Origin of the sequence: Corynebacterium halotolerans (assembly GCF_050107895.1) — a bacterium.
GTDB classification, from domain to species: domain Bacteria; phylum Actinomycetota; class Actinomycetes; order Mycobacteriales; family Mycobacteriaceae; genus Corynebacterium; species Corynebacterium halotolerans_B.
This window is the reverse complement of record NZ_JBNILW010000001.1, coordinates 168,740-189,495: the sequence shown is the minus strand read 5'-3', so window position 1 is coordinate 189,495 and position 20,756 is coordinate 168,740. Positions and strand designations below refer to the sequence as shown.

Below are 20,756 nucleotides of genomic sequence, written 5' to 3'. Positions count from 1 at the left end.
GAAGGTGATTAGGTAAGGTTGAACGCATTGCACGCGCCGCCGTTCGAACAACCCTCCCCGTTCCGCCATCCGGTACGGCACCTGTCACCGGCCGAACCACCTGTTCCAAGAACCCGCCCAGGTCACGACCCGAAGGAGTCACCGACATGGCCCGCCCCAAAACCAAAGCAAGTACCGCGATCAAGAAGGAGTCGGCCGGCAAGCTGCAGCTGTCGGACCTCTCCGACCGGCAGCGCCGGATCCTGGAGGTGATCCGAGATGCGGTGGTGCTGCGCGGGTACCCGCCGAGCATCCGGGAGATCGGTGACGCCACCGGGCTCCAGTCCACCTCCTCGGTGGCCTACCAGCTCAAGGAACTGGAGAAGAAGGGTTTCCTGCGCCGCGATCCCAACAAACCCCGGGCCGTGGACGTACGGCACCTCCCGGGGGCCGATGGGACCCCGGAACCGGCGTCCGGCCAACCCGTCGCCGCCGTAACCGCTGCCGAGGTACCGTCCGAGGCCAGTGCCCCCAACTACATCCCGGTCGTCGGTTCCATCGCCGCCGGCTCGCCGATCCTTGCCGAACAGAATGTCTCCGACCACTTCCCGCTGCCCGCGGAGATCGTCGGTGACGGCGAGCTGTACATGCTCCAGGTCGTCGGTGAGTCCATGCGGGACGCCGGCATCCTCGACGGTGACTGGGTCGTCGTCCGCTCCCAGCCGGTGGCGGAGCAGGGCGAATTCGTCGCCGCGATGATCGAGGGCGAAGCTACCGTCAAGGAGTTCCACAAGGACTCCTCTGGTGTGTGGCTGCTGCCGCACAACGATGCCTTCTCCCCCATTCCGGGCGATAACGCCCAGATCATGGGCAAGGTTGTCTCGGTAATGCGCAAGCTCTGACTTCCCTCCCCCGGCCCCACCCGGTTCGCGTGCCGCTGGGCGAAAATGCCCTACTCTTTAGGCAGAGGAAGCCACACTGGCAGGATGGGAAATGCCCTGTCCGTACTGCCTCTTCTGTCCAGAGCTGACTGGCCACCCCGTTAACCGCCACCACCGCCGAGCTGAGGGAGTTGGATGTACGCCGAAGAACGACGCCGTCAAATAGCTTCGCTGACCGCTGTTGAGGGGCGCGTCAACGTCACCGAACTCGCCGATCGTTTCGATGTCACTGCGGAGACCATCCGCCGTGACCTCGCGGTGCTGGACCGGGAGGGCATCGTGCACCGGGTGCACGGCGGGGCCGTGGCCAGTCAGACCTTCCAGACCACGGAGTTCAGCCTGGACACCCGTTTCCGGTCGGCCTCGGTCGCCAAGTCGGACATTGCGAAGGCGGCCCTGGCCTACCTGCCGGAGCCCCGGGGCAGCATGTTCCTGGACGCCGGTACCTCGGTGACCGCCCTGGCCAACCTCATTGTCGAACAACCTCGGGCGCGGGATTGGTCGATCGTGACCAACAGCCTGGTGACCGCCCTCAACCTGGCAAATTCCGGGCTGGCCGAGGTGCAGCTGCTCGGTGGCAGCGTGCGCGCCATCACCCAGGCCGTGGTCGGCGACACAGCACTGCGCAGCCTCGCGCTACTGCGCGCTGACGTCGCGTTCATCGGCACCAATGCCCTGACGCTGGATCACGGTCTGTCCACCGCCGACCCCCAGGAAGCGGCGATCAAGTCGGCGATGGTCACCAACGCCCGCAAGGTGGTCGTCCTGTGCGATTCCACCAAGCTCGGTAACGACTACCTGGTCAGCTTCGCCGGGATCACTGACATCGACGTGGTCATCACCGATGACGGAGCACCGGAATCCTTCGTGGAATCCCTCCGCGAGCGCGAAGTCGACGTCGTCATCGCCGACTGATCCGCACCGCGATTCTGACCGCCTACCCGTCGGCGAGGATCCGGCGGGCCAGGTTCCGTCCCGTCACCGGATCCGTCGCCGCCACGGCCGCTTCGGCCGCCCGCCGGCACGTTTCCAGGTCCACCCGGGAGAGCGCCTGACCGACCGCCGGCAGCGCTGTCGCGGCCGGCGACAGTGACCGGGCCCCCAGCCCCACCAAAACGGCCGCCAGCAGCGGGTCAGCGGCGGATTCCCCACAGACCCCGACGCTGGTGCCCGTCTCCTGTCCCACCCGGCACACGTGCGCCACCAGGCGCAGCACGGCCGGCTGCCAGGGATCGGTGAGATCGACCAGATCCGGGGACAGACGGTCGGCCGCCATCGTGTACTGCGTCAGATCATTGGTGCCGATCGACACGAAGCCCAGGACCGGCAGCAACAGCTCGGCCATCAGTGCGGCAGCCGGCACCTCGATCATCGCCCCGGGCACCAGCCCCCGCTCCCTGCAGCGGGCCGAGAACCACTCCGCCTCGGCCACCGTGGACACCATCGGTGCCATCACCTTCGGTTCAGTGGCCACGCCGCGATCCCGCAGTTGCCGTGCCGCCTCGGCCACGGCGTCGAGCTGCCGCAACAGCAGCCCTTCGCGGTCGCGGGCGGCCCGCAAGCCACGCATCCCCAACGCCGGGTTCTCCTCTCCGGACCGGGCGGCGAAGGCCAGCGGCTTGTCGGCCCCCGCGTCGAAGGTCCGGATCACCACTGGTTTTGCAGGAAATGCCGCCAGAACCTGGGCGTACACCTGGGCCTGGACCGCGACCGGGGGCTCGCTGCCGGCCCGTAGGAAACTCAGCTCCGTGCGGTACAGACCAATCCCCTCGGCGGGCCCCCGGGCGGCCAGCTGCGCGGTCGTCACACCGGTCACGCTCGCCAGGAGCCGCACCGGTTCGCCGTCCCTGGTCCGCCCAGGCCCCTGCCAGTGTCCGGCGGGGGCCTTCCGCTGCCCCGCCGCCAGCCTATCGCCGGTCTCCGGGGAAACCGCGGTGCGCACCGTCCCGGTCCCGCCGTCCACCAGCACCAGAGCGCCCTCGGGGACCTGACTGAGCCCGTCCCCTGTGCCGATCACGCAGGTCAAGTTCAACTGCCGGGCGATGATCGCGGTGTGTCCGGTCCGGCCGCCACGGGAGGTGACCAGTGCCAGCACCCGATCCGGATCCAGCTCCGCGGCATCGGCGGGGGCGAGATCCTCCGCCAGCAGCACCACGGGCTCCGCAGGAACAGGCAGCCCGGGTTCCGGCAGTCCAGCCAATTCGGCCAACACCCGGTCGCGCAGATCCGTCAAGTCAGCCGCCCGTTCGCCCATGACCCCACCGGCCGCCACGAGCAGCGCGGCCAGTTCCTCGGTGGCCTGCACCAGCGCATACCCTGCTGCGTGCCCCTCGTGGATGTGGCGGCGTACCGCCCGGTGCCACGCAGGGTCCATCACCAGCACCGCGCTGGTGCGCAGCAGATCGGCAGCCACCCCCTCCACTCCGTCAGCCCGCGCGATGAGTCTGGCCGAGACGGCTTCCCCGGCGCGGAGGAACCGGTCGAACTCCCCCTGTCGCTCACCCTCTGGCACAACGGGCCCCGGGCCGGGCAGGTCGGGACGTGGTTGCATCCATACTGCGGGGCCGAAAGCGATGCCAGCCACAATGGGAGTACCCTGAAGCGTGATGCCCTCGTGACGGTCGCTCGCATCACTGGCGGAATGGGATTCCATACCTCCAGAATCCTAGTGCCTCACGGTGGCTGCCACAGGCCCTCTGGATCCGTCCCGGGGACCCGAGGTGCACCAGCGTTGACCCCTGGGCAACGGAAAGGAGCAGGGAGTTGAGGATGAGCAACCACTGCCCTGTGCCTGACGTGCCGGTACTGCCGCCCGGTGGCGCCCGGCCTGCTCGGGGGAGGCCGGCATGATTCTGACGTTCACCGCGAATCCCAGCATCGACAACTCCCTGGCGCTGGCGGAACTGCTGGAACGCGGCGGCGTGCACCGGCTCCGGAGCGCGGACCGGGTGGCCGGTGGTAAAGGCGTGAACGTCTCACGCACCCTGCACCTGGGCGGATACGACACCAGGGCGATTCTCCCCGCCGGTGACCTCGATCCGTTCGTGACGCTGCTGGTGGACACTGGCGTGCCGCACACCCGCGTGGCCATTCCCGGTTCGGTGCGCACCAACACAACCGTGACAGAACCAGATGGCACCACGACCAAGCTCAACGGCCCCGGTGCCCCACTGGGAGAAGGGGCACAGGAGGAACTGATCAGGCAGCTACGGCACTATGCCCCGCAGTCCTCCTGGGTCGTTCTGGCCGGCTCCCTGCCACCCGGGGTCCCCGACGACTGGTACCGGACCCTGCTGCGCGAGATCCGGGACGTCGCGCCGGGCACCCGGGTCGCCTGCGACACCTCCGACGCCGCCATGCGCTCACTGGTGGATCACTTCCCGACCGTCGCTCCCGATCTGCTCACCCCCAATGCCCTGGAGCTGAGCCAGCTGTCCACGATGTCAGTGGCGGAGATGGACGGCGACTTGGCGGCCGGGTGCTACACCCAGGTGCTCGACGCCGCCCGGATCCTCAATACCGCCGGGGTCGCGGAGGTGCTCGTCACACTCGGATCCGCCGGTGCCCTGCTGGTGACCCAACACGGGGCCTGGCGGGCCAATGGCGCGCCGGTCGCCGCGGTCTCCACCGTGGGGGCGGGCGACGCCACCATGGCCGGTTACCTCCTGGCCCGGGTCGCCGGTGGCACCGCTCCCGACTGCCTGCGTTCCGCGGTCGCCTACGGTCGAGCGGCCGTCACCCTACCGGGCACCACCATGCCGGACCGCAGTCGGATCGATCTCGCCGCGGTCACCGTCGACGGCCTAGCTTAACCCCCGTTCCTCTCGCCGAAATCACCCCCGGGATCCCCCTGATCTCCACTTCCACCCGGAATTTCCCGCCGGGGTGCTTTACTGATTCCGGGAAATGAGCGGCCAAAGGAGGGATCGTCATGTCACGGAACCTGCTCACGCCATCGCTGGTGGCCCTGGATGTCGACCTGGGTGAGCACACCGACGCCGTGATCGATGCGCTCACCGGTCTGGTGGCCGCCGTCGGCCGGGCCGGTTCCGACGAGCTCCTCGCCCGGGCGGTCAAGGACCGCGAGGCAACCTCGCCCACGGGAGTGCCCGGGGGTGTCGCGATCCCCCACTGCCGTTCCGCGGTGATCCGGGAACCCACCCTGGTCTTCGCCAGACTGACCCGGCCGGTCCACTTCGGCGCCCCCGACGGACCCGCGGACCTGATCTTTCTCATCGTCGCCCCCACCGACGCCGACCAGGCCCACCTGCAGATCCTCTCCCGGTTGGCCCGCGGCCTGCTGAAGGCGGACTTCCTCACCACGCTGCGCAGCGCCACCTCCCCCACCGAGGTCATCGCCGCCGTCGCGGAGGTGCTGGGGCCAACGGCGACGGGAGCGGACATCGACCAGCGACGCCGGGAACGGGCGGCGGAGAGCGTCGCGAGCGAGGGCGGTGATCCCGGTACCACCCGCATCGTCGCGGTCACCGCCTGCCCGACGGGCATCGCGCACACCTACATGGCCGCCGACGCCCTGCAGCAGACGGCCGCCAAGCGCGGCGACATCCGGTTGATCGTGGAGACCCAGGGTTCCGCCTCCCGCACGCGGGTGGATCCGGCCCTGATCGAGGCCGCCGACGTCATCATCCTGGCCGCCGACATCGAGGTCATCGGCCGTGAGCGCTTCGCGGGGAAACGCGTCGTCGAGACAGGGGTGCGCCGCGCCCTCGAACACCCCGCGGCCCTGCTGGACCTAGCGGTCCGGCGGGCCGGACAGGCGGACGGTGACGCCACCGAAACCCCGGGCGGCCCCGCCCCCGCTCCCCGGGAGTGGGGCCACTGGCTGCTGAAGTTCCGCCAGGCGGTGATGACCGGCGTGGGCTACATGATCCCCTTCGTCGCCGCCGGCGGCCTCCTGACCGCACTGGGGCTGCTGGCCGGCGGGCCGAACATCGCGGCGGTCTGGTCCGAGATCATCACCGGATACTCACTGGCCCAGCTCCCCGGGCAGGGCGGGGAGAGCGCGCACGCCGTCCTCCTGGCGGAGCGTTCCGGGTGGCTGGTCTATCTCGGGGCCGCGCTCTACGGCACCGGCCAGCTGGCCATGAACCTGATCGTGCCCGCGTTGTCCGGCTTCATCGCCTTCGGTCTGGCCGGTCGACCGGGGATTGCTCCCGGTTTCATCGGTGGCGCGGTATCGCTGTTTCTCGGGGCGGGCTTCATCGGTGCCCTGGTCACCGGTGTCCTGGGCGGGTTGATCGCCCAGTGGGTGGGCCGGTGGCAGGCCCCACGTGTCCTGCGCTCCCTGCTGCCGGTGGTACTGATCCCGCTGCTCAGCACATTGGTCGTGGGCCTGGCGATGTTCTGGCTGCTGGGTCGGCCACTGGGGAACCTGATGTCCGCACTGACGGCCTGGCTGGCGACCATGTCGGGAACCTCCGCCATGTTGTTGGGGGCGGTGCTCGGGATGATGATGTGTCTTGATCTGGGCGGGCCGTTGAACAAGACGGCCTATCTCTTCGCCACGGCGGGTCTGTCCACGGGGGACGCGGCGTCCCTGCAGGTGATGGCGGCCGTGATGGCGGCCGGCATGGTTCCTCCCCTGGCCATGTCGCTGGCCACGCTGCTGCGTCCTGGTGGGTTCACCTGGGCCGAGCGGGAGAACGGCAAATCCGCCTGGCTACTGGGGCTGACCTTTGTCACGGAGGGGGCGATCCCGTTCGCCGCGGCCGATCCGCTGCGCGTGATCCCCGCCGTCATGACGGGCGGGGCCACGGCCGGCGCGGTGGCCATGGGGCTGCAGGTGGCCTCTCCAGCGCCGCACGGCGGTCTGCTGGTGGTCTTCGCGATCGACCCCTGGTGGGGCCTCCTGCTGGCGGTCGCAGCCGGCACCCTGACCGCCGTGGCGGCCGTCCTGACGATCAAGGCGGTCTGGCGCCGGCCCCCGCTGCCCTCGGCACCGCGGCTGCCCCATCAGGGCTTCGCCACGGCCTGAATTCCCCGGGGCAAGGACGGGCCGGCCCCGTCCGGTGTGGAACCGCTGGCGGCACCCGCTATCGCCGCCCTAGGATGTGAGTCAGCTCAGAGGAGACATCTCGCCCCGCCACGCCCCGCGCCGGGGTGGTCTCCGCGTCAGAAAGGGAGTCCCACAGTGGCCTCAACGATTGTTCCCGTCGGCTCCAGCGTCGGTCTGCACGCGCGGCCGGCCGCCCGGATCTCCCAGGCGGCCGCGCAGTACGAGGATGAGATCCTGCTCGAACTGGCTGATGCCCCGGGGCCGGAGCCGAGCCAGGCGGATTCTTCCCTGATGATCATGGCGCTGGGTGCCGCCCACGGGGACCGGGTCCGGATCAGCTCGGCCAACGCCACGGCCGTGGCGGAGATCGCCGCGCTGATCGCCGCCGACCTCGACGCGTAGGCACTCCCCTCCGCGGCGCGCCCTCGTCAGAAGCTGGCACTCCGCCCCTCCCCGACGTTGATGTAGAGCCACTTGAGGATCGGGTACCCGATGATCACCCCGATCGAACCCCAGGCGATACCCTCCAGGGTCACCCCGCCGAGGCTCAACGTCAGGTTGCCGATGCCCGCGATCAGAGCCACCGCGGCCGCCGTGAGGTTGACGGGATTGTTGAAGTTGACCTTGTTGTCCAGCCAGATGCGCACGCCGAGCATGCCGATCAGCCCGTAGAGCACCAGGGTCGCCCCGCCCAGCACGCCCGTGGGAATCGTGAAGATCAGGGCCCCGAACTTCGGGATGAACGCCAGGGCGATCGCGGTCACCGCCGCCACCCAGTAGGCGGCGGTCGAGTACACCTTGGTCGCGGCCATCACCCCGATGTTCTCCGCGTAGGTGGTGGTACCGGAACCGCCGAAGCCACCGGCCAGAGTGGTCGCCAGGCCGTCGCCGATGAGTGCGTTACCGGCCAGGTCATCCAGGTTACGGCCGGTCATGGCGCTGACTGCCTTGACATGACCGACGTTCTCCGCGATCAGGACGACCAACACCGGCAGGGTCACCAGGATGGCGGAGAGTTGAAACTCCGGGCGGTGGAATTGCGGTAACCCGATCCACGCCGCCTCCCGGATGGCTTCCGCGGTTCCTTCAGCGAGGTTGCCCGTCAGCGCGGCGAACACCCAGCCGACGACCACGCCGATCAGAATCGCCAGGCGGGAGACCATGCCTCGGCCGGCGACGGTGAGCACGAGGATCACCATAAGAGTCACCGCCGCCACCAACGGCTGCGTCACGAAGTTCGCGGTGGCCGTCGGTGCCAGATTCAGGCCGATCAGCGCGACGATGGCACCGGTGACCGCTGGCGGCATCACCGCGTCGATCACCCGGCGCCCCAGCGCCCGCACCACGAAGCCCACCACCATCAGGACCAGTCCGGTGACCAGGACTCCACCGATCTGGGCACCGATGCCCTGGGACTGACTGGCGCTCAGGGGAGCGATGAAGGCGAAGGAGCTGCCCAGGTAGGAGGGCAGGCGATTGCGGGTGAGCAGGAGGAAGATGATGGTGCCCAACCCCGAGAACAACAGCGTGGTGTTGACGGGGAACCCGGTGAGCGTGGGCACCAGCAGGGTGGCGCCGAACATGGCCACCACGTGTTGCATACCGATGCCGATGGTGCGTGGCCAGCTCAGCCGTTCTTCTGGCGCCACGACGGCGCCAGGGAGGATTTTCTTGCCGTCGCCGTGGACGGTCCAGCCAAAGGAAGTCTTCACGACCCTGAATTATCCGCCGCCGGAACGGCTATGGGAAATCCGAGGGTCTACTCAGTTTCGGCCCCGGCACTGTCCTCCGGATCCTCATCGACAATGAACTCCTCGAGTTCACCGGCCAATGAGCGGGGCAGACGGACATCAATCAATGTGCCCTCGGCCGTGTAGTCCTCGCTGCGCACGGTGCCGTACTCGTGGATCCGGGAGACCAGATCGCCGCGGGTGAACGGGATGAGCACGGTAATGTGGGCATCCAGGGTGTTGAGGAAGAGCTCGACCCGGGCCTCCAGTTCCGGGATCCCCTCCCCCGTCTTCGCGGAGACGAACACCACGTCGTCGAGCACGTGGCGCAGCTCCACCAGGGTCAGGGGGTCAGCGGCATCAGTCTTGTTGACCACGATGATCTCCGGCGGCACCTCCTCCCCGGTTTCCCGGAGGATGTCGAGGATCACGGCGTTGACCGCCTCGATCTGCTTCAGCGGGAAGGCATCGGAGCCGTCCACCACGTGCAGGATCAGGTCGGCCTGCAGCACCTCCTCGAGAGTGGACTTGAAGGCCTCCACCAGCTGGGTGGGAAGGTGCCGGACGAACCCGACGGTGTCCGTGAACACCACGGAGCGGCCGTCGGCCAGGCTCGCCCGCCGGGTGGTCGGGTCAAGGGTGGCGAACAAGGCGTCCTCCACCAGCACGCCGGCACCCGTCATGGCGTTGATGAGCGAGGACTTGCCGGCGTTGGTGTAGCCGGCGATGGCGATCTGCGGGATCGTCGACGCCCGTCGGCGCGAGCGCTTGACCTCACGGGAGGTCTTCATCCCGGCCAGTTCACGGCGCAGCTTGGCCATCTCCTGACGCAGTCGGCGACGGTCCGCCTCGATCTTGGTCTCACCGGGGCCACGCAGGCCCACGCCACCGTTGGAACCGGCCCGTCCGCCCCCCTGCCGCGAGAGGTTGCCGCCCCAACCGCGCACACGGGTGATGAGATACTCCATCTGTGCCAACGAGACCTGGGCCTTGCCCTCCCGTGACTTCGCGTGCTGGGCGAAGATGTCCAGGATCAGCATGGTGCGGTCGATGACCTTGGTGTTCAACGCGTTTTCCAGCGCCACCAGCTGGCCGGGGCTCAGTTCGCCGTCGCAGACCACGGTATCGGCTCCGGTCGCGGCGACGGTGTCACGCAGCTCGAGCACCTTGCCCGAGCCGATGTAGGTGCCGGGATCGGGCTTGTCCCGCTTCTGGTAGAGCATGTCGACGACTTCCGCTCCGGCGGTTTCCGCCAGGGCAGAAAGCTCCGCCATGGAGGCCTCGATCTCGGCGAGCGTGCCCTCGGTCCACATGCCCACCAGGATCACCTGCTCGAGGCGGACCTTGCGGTACTCCACCTCGGTGATCGTCTCGACGTCATCACTGCGGACCTCGGTGCCGCGGGGCAGGCGGCGCAGGGAGTTGCGCTCCTCCAGATCCAGGTCACCGGTGGTGGGAGTGGTTCCACCGGTTTCTTCTTGTGCCCCGCTGCGCAGCAGGCCAGACTGATCCTCACCGGTGTCCGGTTCCGGCTGGGTCGTGGGGTGGTGGTCCCGGAAGGCCCGGGCCAACAGATCATCATTGTTCGATTGGGTCATTACCCCCTATTCTTGCACTTCAGGGCCTCCAAGGGAAGTTCCTTCCCGAAGCAATGTTCGAGATGCCGTGCCCGGGCGGCCGGGGCGGTGCCACCAGCTGACCCCACCACCGTCCGTTCCCCGGGGCCGGACAAGAGCTGAATGCGTGGTTTCTATTAACTGGGCGACGGATTAGACTGTCCGACATGACTACTGATCTCAAGAGCATCGGCCTGGGCTTTGAACGCTGGCAGGAGGCCGTCGAGGCGGCTATCGCCACGAACCAGCTTGAGGTTATCGGTGAGATCCGGGGCGGCCAGCTCGTCCAGTTCACGGACAAGTCCGGCGCCCAGATCAACATCCTCGCCGTCGAACCCTTCGCCACCTATGCCGGGTTCGACTCGATCACCCAGACCTTCGCCCACATCTCCATGGTCAATGACGTCCTCGCTTTCTGTGAGATCATCGACACCTTCGGCAACGTGCTCAGTTCCGTGACCCTGAACCTCTCGCAGGGCCCGCTCCTGGTGGACCAGCCGGTCCAGCAGTGGCAGCAGCTCGGCGTCACCGCCCTGGTTCTCGAGCACAGCATCTACGACAGCGCCGAGGCCTACACCGCGGCCACCGGCGGCGTCGTCGGCATGCTGATGTCCGAGGGTGCCCAGATCCTCGCGTCCGGCTCCGGGGCCGCGGTACCTGATGCCGCCGCAGAGTTCTCTGCCCGGGTCCTTGAGGCGGAGTACCGCCACAACCAGCTGACCGGCCAACGTTTCATCCACGCCACCGTGGACGGCACCTTCCCCTTCGATGTCTGTCTGGCGGATAGCCCGGAACTGCCGGCGCGGAACAGTGTCGTCGCCGGCACTGCGGTCCTGTCCGGCAATGTGCTGGCCGCCGATTTCGGTGGGTGCGGGGGTTGCGGCAGCAACTGCGCCTGTGGCGGCCATTAGGTCGATCCCTCCCATCCCACCCAGCTCCCAGTCTGCCGGAGGCCTAAGCCTGCGATGTCTCGAAGCACCGACTCCGGGTCCGGTAACCGCAATCTGTGGTTGACGGCCATCGCCCTGCTGTGCCTGATTCTGGTGGTCTGGCTGAAATTCTACGGTCTGCTGCTGGCCGCCCCGATCATCTTCATGACCCTGCTCCTGGTGCGCAACCGGCACGACGCCCCGGAAACCACGGCCCTGCGCTCCTCGATCGAGTTGTCCGCCGAGGACATCAGCGATGTCATCGCGGACTACGACCACTTCGTCTCCTCCCCGGACACCGACGCCATCGCCGACCGCACGCTGCACCGTCCTGCCCTGCTGGATGCGGACTGCGCGGACCCGGACATTGAACGGTTCCACTTCCAGTGCCAGACCAACCGCCGCTTCCTCCACCGGCTCCAGGCCCGCCTGGCGGGGGAGCTGAGCGTGGCGGAGCTGGAACAGCTGCTCAGCATCACCGATCAGCGGGCGACCGAGCTCAAGGAGTCCTGGTTTCTGGCCCGTCGCTCGGCCAAGCGGCTGGGCCCGGGCCACTGACGGCACGCCGTCCGCAGTTGTCCCACCACCGCTCCGGTGGCAGTTCTCAATCCAGGTGTGCGAGCGCCTGCGTACGGGTCTCCCGGGACGCGTCCAACCAGTGGATGCGCGGATCCCGGTTGAACCAGCTGCGCTGCCGGCGCACATATCGCCGGGTACCGCTGATCGTGCGCTCCAGGGCTTCCGTCTCGGTGAGTTCGCCGGCCATCATCGCCAGCACCTGGGCATAGCCGATCGCCCGGCCGGCTGTGGAATCGGCGGTCAGCCCCCGACCGATCAGCTCCTCCACCTCAGCCACCAGGCCCTGCTCGAACATCAGCCGCGTGCGGAGCTCAATGCGGGGGTTGAGCCAGTCGGCCACGGTACGCAGACCGAGAATCCGGGTTCCCCAGCGGGCCGGCCCGTTGATCGGCGGCTGGCTGGCCTGGAAGGGCTGTCCCGTCAATTCGATGACCTCGAGGGCCCGGACAGTCCGACGCGGATCCTTGTCCTCGATCTTCGCCGCGGCGGCCGGGTCCCGCTCGCCAAGCTCGGCGTGCAGACGGTCGATGCCGATCTCTGCCAGGCGCTGCTCCCAGCGGGCGCGGACCTGTGGGTCAGTGGGTGGAAAACGCCAGTCATCGATCAGGGACTGCACATAAAGCATCGATCCACCGACCAGGATCGGGGTCTTGCCCCGGTTCATGATGTCCTCGACGTCAGCCACCGCCTCCTCCTGGTAGCGGGCGACCGAGGCGGTCTCCGTCACCTCGAGGACGTCGAGTTGGTGGTGCGGGATCCCCTCCCGTTCCGCGACGGAGAGTTTCGCGGTGCCGATGTCCATCCCGCGGTAGAGCTGCATGGAGTCGACGTTGACCACCTCGCCGTCCAGCTCGTGGGCCAGGGCCAGACCCAGCGCGGACTTTCCGGAGGCGGTGGGGCCGACCACCGCGATCGGGGTTCGACGCGCGGAGGTGGTGTTCGGCTGGAGCGCACTGCTTCCCATCTAGATCTCCCACCCGGCGACATAGCGGCCGATCCCGAGGGTGGTGTCCGCGTCGACCAGCTCAGCAGTGACCGGGGTCAGGGCAGCCAGCTGGGCCCAGAGTTCTGGTTCCAGGACCCCGGCGGCCGTGAGCTGCTCGATGGTGCATTCACCGCGTCCGGGTGTCCCGGCCAGCATGGCCCGGCACCACCGGTCCGTGGCCGCAGCCCCCGGCAGTTCCGCCAGGGGGGCGCGGGCGTCCAGGCCGGCTGAGCCGTCGACGGCGACAATGGTCAGCACGTCGGGATCCGGCTGCCCCAGGTCGTCCCGCGTAGTGGTTACCGCCCGGGCCTGGTCCCCCAGCGCATACCGCTGCACCAGTTCCGGGAGATGATGACCGGCACCGACGGTGACCTGCGGGGCACCCCAGGCACGGAAGCTGCCCGCGAGCCCCGTGTGCCAGCGCCGGTTCCGGGAACCCACCAGCTCGATCCGCCGCGGTTTCGCCAGGATCTCGGCGAACACCTCGCGCAGGGCCGTGAGAAGCCGGGCACCCGCCTGGTCACCGGGTGCCAGTTCGCGCACCAGCGCCGGGCTGCCCGGCATCACCACCAGATTCATATTCACTCTTTCCACCCTAGCCAGTACCCCCGTTCCGGTAGTACTGGCGGGTATGTCGGCAGCTGTCGCCCGGTACTGGTGACAGGGGGAATTGTCGCGGGGTAAGTTAAGGTGCGTCTCCCGTACGGGCAGGACCGGACATGGCGACGACTGTCGCCCTGCCCCGGGCTCTGGCGTGCAGGTGAGCAATGGACGATCAGTGGTCCGCCCGATAGATGGTGGATCCTCCGGCAGCCGTGTAGCGCGGCGAAACTCCCCGATAGAAGGACCAACGAACATGAGCACCTCCCAGTCGTCGACTCCGAACCCCACTCCGCGGCCCGGGTCCGGGAGTCCCGGAGAGACCACCCCGGCGAAGACGACCCCGGTGCCCAAGCCGGGCGCGGCCGGCGCGGCCCGGCCCGGCCCGAAGCCTGGCCCGAAACCCGGTCCCAAGCCAGGTCCGCGCCCCGGCGCCGTCCCGAACCCGGCCCAGGTGGCCACCACTCGGCGGACCCCGGCCCCCCTCCCCCAGCGGCCGGCCAATGATCCGGCGAAGTGGGGCCGGGTCGCGGAAGACGGCACCGTGTTCGTCCGTACTGCCGAAGGGGAACGGGAGATCGGCTCCTGGCAGGCCGGCACCACGGCGGAGGGACTGGCGCACTACGGCGCCCGCTTTGATGATCTGGCCACCCAGGTGGAGTTGCTGGAGTCCCGCTTACGCGCCAACCCCGGCGAGGCCCCGGGCATCAAGGACACCGCCAAGTCTCTGCGGGAGGAGCTACCCACCGCTGCCGTGATCGGTGACCTCGGCACCCTCGAAAAGCGTCTGGGAGACATCATCAACCACTCCGAGGTCGCCAACGAGCAGGTCAAGGAGGAGAAGGCCCGCCGCCGGGAGCAGTCCGTCGCCCGCAAGGAGGAGTTGGCCGCGGAGGCGGAGGATCTCGCAGAGAACGCCACCCACTGGAAGAACGCGGGTGACCGGCTGGCCGCGATCCTGGAGGAGTGGAAGTCCATCCGCGGCATCGACCGGCGCACCGATGATTCGCTGTGGAAGCGCTACTCCCGGGCCCGGGACGCCTTCAATCGTCGACGCGGTGCCCACTTCGCCGAGCTGGACCGGAACCGGGCGGTCGCGCGGCGCACCAAGGAGGAGCTGGTGGACAAGGCCGAGGCGCTGCAGGACTCCACCGACTGGAATGACACTGCCCGCGCCTACCGGGACCTGATGCAGGAGTGGAAGGCCGTCGGTCGGGCGCCCCGCGAGGTCAACGACAAGCTGTGGGCGAGGTTCCGGGCCGCCCAGGACCATTTCTTCGCCGCCCGCAACGCGGTCAACGAGGAACGCGACAAGGAATTCGCCGACAATGCTGCGGCCAAGGACGCGCTGATCGCCGAATACGATCCGCAGATCGACCCTGCCAAGGATCTGGACAAGTCCCGGGCCAAGCTGGCGGAACTGCAGGAGAAGTGGGAGGAGATCGGTTTCGTGCCCCGTGCCCGCATCAGCGAGTACGAGAACAAGATCGGCGATCTCGAGCAGCGCGTGGTGGATGCCGCCGACGCCCAGTGGCGCCGTACTGACCCGGCCGCACAGGCGCGTGCCGCACAGTTCAGCGCCCGCGTCGAGGAGTTCACCGCCCAGGCGGAGGCCGCCGAGGCGAAGGGCCGGACCGGGCAGGCGGAGAAACTGCGCGCTCAGGCGGAGCAGTGGCGTGAGTGGGCCGACACGGCGGCCAACGCCGTCGAGGACCGCTGACAGCACCGCAGTGGACAAACTCTGTTTCTTTCAGGTCGACCGGCCCGCCCACCGGCTGGACCACGGTGGTCAACCCACCGACGTGGTCCGCAACTTCGTGTTCCTGGCCAATCTCGCGGCCCAGGAGGTCAGCGGGGAGACCGGGACTTCGGTCTCCGTCGCCCGGGCCGTGCAGCGCCTGGCAGGTTCCACTGAGTCCGACTCATTGATGCTCGTGCTGGCTGAACCCCTGGGGCAGCTGCCGGACCTCCCCCGCTCTGAACTCGGGTATCCGTTGTTGTCCTCGACGACGGAAGCGGGCGCCGACGGGGAGCAACCGGAGCTGGAATTTCACGGCTTCGTCCACCTCAGCATTCCCCAGCACGAGGATCTGGATGCGGTTGAGCTGGAGATCGTGCTCGATGCCGCACATCAACCGGTTCCCGGACAGAGCCCCGGGGACACCGCCCGACAGGTCTACCAGCTCCTGCTCGCGGAGGTCTCACCGGTTGCCCGGCAACTGGGCCGCCACGTGCTGCAGCTGTGGGAGACCCACCGGCCGGAAGCAGAATTTCCCTTCCTGGCACAGCTGCGGACGGCGGGATTCCGTCCCGGACTGGCGGAGATCCAGGGCGTGATCGAGGTGGCTGCGGCAGCGGAGACCGGGCCAGAGCTGCCAGACGACGTGTCGGTGGCGGTACTGCATGACCGGAACCCTGTCCCGGCGCTGCTGCCCGGCCTGTTGGAGCTGCTGCATCTGGCCTCGGTGGACGTGCCACACGGCGAGCTGCGGTCCGAGCCCCAGGAGTGGAGCCCGCAGCGGCTGGCAGAGGCTGAGGCCAGGCGCCTGGATACCGGGCTGGAGGTGGTGTCGGTCCTGCTGGTCGACGCGGCGGGTCCGGTCGCACTCTGCGAACTGCACCGTCATCCGGCCTCCGAGCCGGGCACCGCCGAGCAGGGTGTGACCATTGTCCACCCGCGGCGGCGCGGCACCGGGCTGGGACGCGCCGTCAAGATCCAGGCCCTGCGGGAGACCGCAGGGCGGTGGCCCTCGGTGGAGCGGGTGTTCACCTCGAATGCCCTGGGCAACACCGGCATGCTTGCCGTCAACCGGGGCCTGGGGATGCGCCCGGTCAGTCACGCTACCGCCTGGCAGCGGATCCTTCCGACGGTGTAGACCCCCGCTGATTTCGCGGGGTCTGCACAGGTGCGGAACACCCGCCTAGCTCTGCTCGTCGTCCGGTCCCGGTCGGCGGTTGCGGTAGCGTTCGGCGGCCCGGGAACGTCGGTCATCGACCAGCAGCGGGTTTACCTCATCGGCCTCCGCCCGGGCGGAGGTCGCCGCACGCTGGGCACGGCCCACCGCATCGAGATTGTCACTGCTAGCGCGTTCCTCAGCGATAGACACCTGATCCGGATCCCGCCGCAGGATGACACTGCTCAACGCGTAGGTGGCCAGGAGCACCGCGAGGATACTGACGTAGAGGCCGATGCCCACCATGTTCTCGTTGGACTGCGTCTGCCGCATCCACAGCGCGAAAAGCGAGTAGAACAGTCCGATGCCGGTGAACAACCAGGCCAACCAGGAAAAGATCGTGCGACGGGTGATCAGCAGCAGGAGGTTGAACAGGCCCACCCCCAGAAACACCAGGACTGAGTGGATGAACTCCGCCAGCGTCGCACCGGTTTCGCCGGGCAGCGTCAGTACGAGAACCTCGAAGCCGCGGGCCTCCGAGGTCACCGGCAGGGCCAGGGACACCAGCCAGAGCGCCAGAGCGCCGATGAGCAGACCGGCGTGGTTGCCGAGGCTGATCCGCCGGGCCGCCTTCTTCTCCACCCGGGCCAGCTCCTCCGGGTTGCTGCCGTCCGGGGCGGAATTGCTCGGGTCCGGTTTCTCACCGGGGGTCTTGGTCACTGTTGCAGTCTCTCCTTTTACCGGGCTCGGATCCGCGAGGAAGTATCGGATCCGCTGGATCCATCCTAGTCCCCCACTCCCGGGGTCAGTGGCAGCCGCAGGCGTCGCCGGTGGCCTCGGGGGTCTCCTGCGCAGGCGCCCCGATGCCCGGGAGGCCGAGACCGACGCCGATCGGCGCGGTCGTCGGCACGCGCCCCGCCTCCGACATGTCGCCGGCCCTGGTCCGCCGGTGCGTGAGCACTCCGCCGTCGGCGATCAGGAAGTACGGGGCGGAATCCGTGACGGTCACGGTGACCACGTCTCCGGGCCGGACCGTACCGTCGATGACGCCCGGGGTCACCCCGGCCGGGGTGAAGTGGACCAACCGGCCGTCGCGGGCACGTCCGCTGAGCCGATGCGTGCGGTGGTTCTTGCGGCCCCCGTCGGCCTGGACCAGAAGTTCAACTTCCTGCCCCACCAGTTTCCGGTTCTCCTCCGCGCAGACCCGGTCCTGGAGAGCTATGAGCCGCTCATAGCGTTCCTGCACGACCTCCTTGGGTACCTGATTCTCGTACTCCGCCGCCGGGGTACCCGGCCGGGGGCTGTACTGGAAGGTGAACGCGCTGGTGAACCGAGCCTTCTCCACGACATCGAGGGTGGCCTGGAAGTCCTCCTCCGTCTCGCCGGGGAAGCCGACGATGATGTCCGTGGTGATCGAGGCGTGGGGAATCTTGGCCCGGACCTCATCGAGAATGCCCAGGAACTTCTTCGACCGGTAGGACCGGCGCATGTCCTTGAGGACCTTGTCGGAACCGGACTGCAGGGGCATGTGCAGCTGCGGGCAGACATTCGGGGTCTCAGCCATCGCATCGATGACGTCGGAGGTGAACTCCGCCGGGTGGGGGCTGGTGAAGCGCACGCGCTCCAGCCCCTCGATGTCGCCACAGGCGCGCAGCAGCCTGGAGAAGGCGGAACGGTCGCGCTCCAGGTCCGGGTCCGCGAAGTTCACCCCGTAGGCGTTGACATTCTGCCCCAGTAGGGTGACCTCGGTAACCCCCTGCTCCACCAGTGCCTGGACCTCGGCGAGGATGTCGCCCGGCCGGCGGTCCACCTCCTTGCCGCGCAGGCTGGGGACGATGCAGAAGGTGCAGGTGTTGTTGCAGCCGACGGACACCGATACCCAGCCGGCGTACGCGGACTCCCGCTTGGCCGGCAGCACCGAGGGGAACTGCTCGAGCGCATCGACGATCTCAACCTCCGCACGTTCATTGTGCGCGGCACGCTCCAGCAGGGTGGGCAGCGAACCGATGTTGTGTGTGCCGAAGACGACGTCGACCCACGGAGCCTTCTTGACCACCGTGTCCTTGTCCTTCTGCGCGAGACAGCCGCCGACGGCGATCTGCATGCCGGGGTGGTTCTCCTTGGTCTGCTTGAGGTTGCCGAGGGTGCCGTAGAGCTTCAAGTCGGCGTTCTCCCGGACCGCGCAGGTGTTGAACACCACCAGGTCGGGCTCCGTCTCCGCCCCGGCCGGGATATAGCCGGCTTCCTCCAGGAGACCGGAGAGTCGCTCGGAATCATGGACGTTCATCTGGCATCCGAAGGTCTTGACCTCATAGGTGCGCGAGGCCTGCTGCGCCTGACCTTCCGTTTCGGTACCGGAGGCCGGGAAATCCTGAATAAGCTGCGACATGTCTACTCATTGTATTCCGCCCCTGGCCAGCATCATAACCACGTGTCAGGAGGAAGTCGGATGCCGTTCAGCACGTTGAGCAGCGGTTGCCCCGCTCCGCCTATCCCTCTCACCGTGCATGCCCCCACTCTGGGGTCCGGAGACGTGCGGTTATGCCCGGCGCCGCGGCCGGGGACCGGACACCGGCGCCGGATAACTGGCGCTCCACCAGCGATTCCCTGTCTTTCGAGGCGGCTTCCGGTGCCCGGCTGATGAGTGTCAGTGTGAGAAATTCTCAGCCGGGTATAACTTTTTCATCAAAACCTCCCCCTGTGAGCTGGAATACATTAACGTACTTTGCATGAGCGAAAGTCCACTCTCCAGGCCGGGAACACCCCCTCCCGAGAACGGTGGCGGAGCCGGCCAGCAGACCATGATCCGCATGACCGACGTCCAGAAGTACTTCGACGATTTCCAGGCCCTCAAGGACATCAACCTTGAGGTCCCCCGCGGCCAGGTGGTTGTGGTGCTCGGCCCTTCCGGTTCCGGCAAATCCACGTTGTGCCGCACCATCAACCGGCTGGAGACCATCCAGTCCGGCGTCATCGAGATTGACGGGGTTCCCCTCCCTGAGGAAGGCCGCGACCTGGCCAAGCTCCGGGCGGATGTGGGCATGGTATTCCAGTCCTTCAACCTCTTCCCTCACCTGAAGGTCCGGGACAACATCACCCTCGGCCCGATCAAGGTACGGCACAAGAAGAAAAAAGATGCCACTGAGCGGGCGATGCATCTCCTCGAACGGGTCGGCATCGCCAATCAGGCGGACAAGTATCCCGCCCAGCTCTCCGGCGGACAGCAGCAGCGCGTGGCCATCGCCCGGGCTCTGGCGATGGATCCGAAGATCATGCTCTTCGACGAGCCCACCTCAGCGCTGGACCCGGAGATGGTCAATGAGGTGCTCGACGTCATGGCCCTGCTGGCCAAGGAGGGCATGACGATGATCGTCGTCAGTCATGAGATGGGGTTCGCCCGCAAAGTGGCGGACCGGATCCTGTTCATGTCCGACGGAGCCATCGTCGAGGACGCCGCCCCCGACGAGTTCTTCAGCAACCCCAAGACCGACCGTGCCCGGGATTTCCTGGGCAAGATCCTGGCCCACTAGCGACGCGTCACACGCGCACGCCTCCCCTTTCTGACCCCCCTCAAGGAGAACACCATGTCCCGCTTCACCCGCCGTATCACCGCCGCCCTCGCCGTCGCCGCGCTATCGGGTGTGACTCTCGCTGCCTGTGGCTCGAGTTCCTCGGAAGGCCTGCTGGCCAACATCGAGTCCGGCCAGGTCACCCTCGGCACGAAGTACGATCAGCCCGGACTCGGCCTGCGCAACCCCGATGACTCGATGTCCGGACTCGACGTCGACGTCGCGCAGTACGTCGTGGACCACATCGCCGAGACCAACGGCTGGGACAGCCCTGAGATCACCTGGCGGGAGACCCCTTCCGCCCAGCGTGAGACGTTGATCCAGAACGGTGAAGTGGACATGATCACCGCCACCTACTCAATCAACACCGCTCGTTCTGAAACCGTCAACTTCGGCGGCCCCTATCTGCTGACCCACCAGGCACTGCTGGTCCAGGAGGAGAACTCCGACATCAACGCCGTCGAGGACCTGGATGGCCGCATCCTCTGCTCCGTCACCGGCTCCACACCGGCTCAGACCGTGAAGGATGTGCTGCCGGGTGTGCAGCTCCAGGAATACGACACCTACTCCTCCTGCGTCGAGGCACTGCGCCAGGGCAACATTGACGCGATGACCACCGACGCCACCATCCTCAACGGTTACGCGGCGCAGTCTCCGGGCCAGTTCCGCGTGGTGGAGATGCAGAAGGACGACGGTTCCGCCTTCACCGACGAGTACTACGGGATCGGCCTGGCCAAGGACGATCAGGAAGGCACGGACGCGATCAATGCCGCGCTGGAGGAGATGCTCTCCAGCGGTGCGTTCGATGAGTTCATCAGCGCCAACCTCGGCGAGGGTCAGGGCATCACCGAAAGTACGCCGGGCGACCTGTCTTTCATGGAGGAGTAATTCCGTCGCCCGCCACGGTGCCGCTGTGAT

18 protein-coding genes are annotated in these 20,756 nt (G+C 67.8%); 11 read left to right on the top strand and 7 right to left on the bottom strand.

What is annotated here, in order from left to right; genetic code table 11:
* The first annotated feature begins 146 nt into the window (after positions 1–146).
* Both lexA and ACQCVD_RS00855 read left to right on the top strand, forming a co-directional pair.
* Entirely contained in the window at positions 147–881 is a 735-nt protein-coding gene (gene lexA / locus ACQCVD_RS00860) for a transcriptional repressor LexA (protein ID WP_426821798.1), read from the top strand.
* Positions 882–1,055: 174 nt separating this feature from the next.
* Positions 1,056–1,835, top strand: a complete 780-nt coding sequence (locus tag ACQCVD_RS00855) for a DeoR/GlpR family DNA-binding transcription regulator (RefSeq protein ID WP_426821797.1) — start codon at positions 1,056–1,058, stop codon at positions 1,833–1,835.
* Between the two features lie 22 nt (positions 1,836–1,857).
* Here ACQCVD_RS00855 and ACQCVD_RS00850 read toward each other — a convergent pair whose 3' ends face one another.
* Positions 1,858–3,573 (bottom strand): putative PEP-binding protein, encoded by a 1,716-nt coding sequence (locus tag ACQCVD_RS00850; RefSeq protein ID WP_426821796.1) that lies wholly within the window; start codon positions 3,571–3,573, stop codon positions 1,858–1,860.
* Between the two features lie 193 nt (positions 3,574–3,766).
* On the opposite strand from ACQCVD_RS00850, the gene ACQCVD_RS00845 reads away from it, so the two are divergent.
* From ACQCVD_RS00845 to ACQCVD_RS00835, 3 genes are all read left to right on the top strand, one after another.
* On the top strand, positions 3,767–4,732 hold the full coding sequence (locus ACQCVD_RS00845) for a 1-phosphofructokinase family hexose kinase (protein WP_426821795.1): 966 nt from the start codon (positions 3,767–3,769) through the stop codon (positions 4,730–4,732).
* 119 nt (positions 4,733–4,851) lie between these two features.
* Complete coding sequence (locus ACQCVD_RS00840) at positions 4,852–6,915, top strand: PTS fructose transporter subunit IIABC (RefSeq protein WP_426821794.1); 2,064 nt, start codon at positions 4,852–4,854, stop codon at positions 6,913–6,915.
* Positions 6,916–7,071: 156 nt separating this feature from the next.
* A complete protein-coding gene (locus ACQCVD_RS00835; RefSeq protein ID WP_426821793.1) occupies positions 7,072–7,338 on the top strand; it encodes an HPr family phosphocarrier protein in 267 nt (88 codons plus the stop codon).
* A gap of 26 nt (positions 7,339–7,364) precedes the next feature.
* On the opposite strand, the gene ACQCVD_RS00830 is transcribed toward ACQCVD_RS00835, so the two are convergent.
* Both ACQCVD_RS00830 and hflX read right to left on the bottom strand, forming a co-directional pair.
* Entirely contained in the window at positions 7,365–8,648 is a 1,284-nt protein-coding gene (locus ACQCVD_RS00830) for a uracil-xanthine permease family protein (RefSeq protein WP_426821792.1), read from the bottom strand.
* A gap of 47 nt (positions 8,649–8,695) precedes the next feature.
* Complete coding sequence (hflX, locus tag ACQCVD_RS00825) at positions 8,696–10,264, bottom strand: GTPase HflX (protein WP_426821791.1); 1,569 nt, start codon at positions 10,262–10,264, stop codon at positions 8,696–8,698.
* Positions 10,265–10,449: 185 nt separating this feature from the next.
* Here hflX and ACQCVD_RS00820 point away from each other — a divergent pair, with 185 nt between their 5' ends.
* Together ACQCVD_RS00820 and ACQCVD_RS00815 are read left to right on the top strand one after the other, a co-directional pair.
* Positions 10,450–11,193 (top strand): hypothetical protein, encoded by a 744-nt coding sequence (locus tag ACQCVD_RS00820; protein ID WP_426821790.1) that lies wholly within the window; start codon positions 10,450–10,452, stop codon positions 11,191–11,193.
* Positions 11,194–11,247: 54 nt separating this feature from the next.
* Positions 11,248–11,769, top strand: a complete 522-nt coding sequence (locus tag ACQCVD_RS00815) for a hypothetical protein (RefSeq protein ID WP_426821789.1) — start codon at positions 11,248–11,250, stop codon at positions 11,767–11,769.
* Between the two features lie 46 nt (positions 11,770–11,815).
* On the opposite strand, the gene miaA is transcribed toward ACQCVD_RS00815, so the two are convergent.
* Positions 11,816–12,754 carry a tRNA (adenosine(37)-N6)-dimethylallyltransferase MiaA gene (gene miaA / locus ACQCVD_RS00810; RefSeq protein WP_426821788.1) on the bottom strand — a complete coding sequence of 313 codons (939 nt, stop codon included), beginning with the start codon at positions 12,752–12,754 and terminating at the stop codon, positions 11,816–11,818.
* A complete protein-coding gene (locus tag ACQCVD_RS00805; RefSeq protein WP_426822074.1) occupies positions 12,755–13,354 on the bottom strand; it encodes a hypothetical protein in 600 nt (199 codons plus the stop codon).
* A 277-nt stretch (positions 13,355–13,631) separates the two neighbouring features.
* Here ACQCVD_RS00805 and ACQCVD_RS00800 point away from each other — a divergent pair, with 277 nt between their 5' ends.
* On the top strand, positions 13,632–15,095 hold the full coding sequence (locus tag ACQCVD_RS00800; RefSeq protein ID WP_426821787.1) for a DUF349 domain-containing protein: 1,464 nt from the start codon (positions 13,632–13,634) through the stop codon (positions 15,093–15,095).
* A complete protein-coding gene (locus ACQCVD_RS00795) occupies positions 15,052–16,251 on the top strand; it encodes a GNAT family N-acetyltransferase (RefSeq protein ID WP_426821786.1) in 1,200 nt (399 codons plus the stop codon). The genes ACQCVD_RS00800 and ACQCVD_RS00795 overlap by 44 nt, the downstream gene beginning before the upstream one ends.
* Positions 16,252–16,296: 45 nt before the next feature.
* Here the strand turns inward: ACQCVD_RS00795 and ACQCVD_RS00790 are convergent, their stop codons facing one another.
* Together ACQCVD_RS00790 and miaB are read right to left on the bottom strand one after the other, a co-directional pair.
* Entirely contained in the window at positions 16,297–16,989 is a 693-nt protein-coding gene (locus ACQCVD_RS00790; protein WP_426821785.1) for a hypothetical protein, read from the bottom strand.
* An 85-nt stretch (positions 16,990–17,074) separates the two neighbouring features.
* Complete coding sequence (gene miaB, locus ACQCVD_RS00785; protein ID WP_426821783.1) at positions 17,075–18,658, bottom strand: tRNA (N6-isopentenyl adenosine(37)-C2)-methylthiotransferase MiaB; 1,584 nt, start codon at positions 18,656–18,658, stop codon at positions 17,075–17,077.
* Positions 18,659–19,070: 412 nt separating this feature from the next.
* Here miaB and gluA point away from each other — a divergent pair, with 412 nt between their 5' ends.
* Complete coding sequence (gluA, locus tag ACQCVD_RS00780) at positions 19,071–19,799, top strand: glutamate ABC transporter ATP-binding protein GluA (protein ID WP_426822073.1); 729 nt, start codon at positions 19,071–19,073, stop codon at positions 19,797–19,799.
* A 54-nt stretch (positions 19,800–19,853) separates the two neighbouring features.
* A complete protein-coding gene (locus tag ACQCVD_RS00775) occupies positions 19,854–20,726 on the top strand; it encodes a transporter substrate-binding domain-containing protein (RefSeq protein WP_426821782.1) in 873 nt (290 codons plus the stop codon).
* Positions 20,727–20,756: the final 30 nt, after the last annotated feature.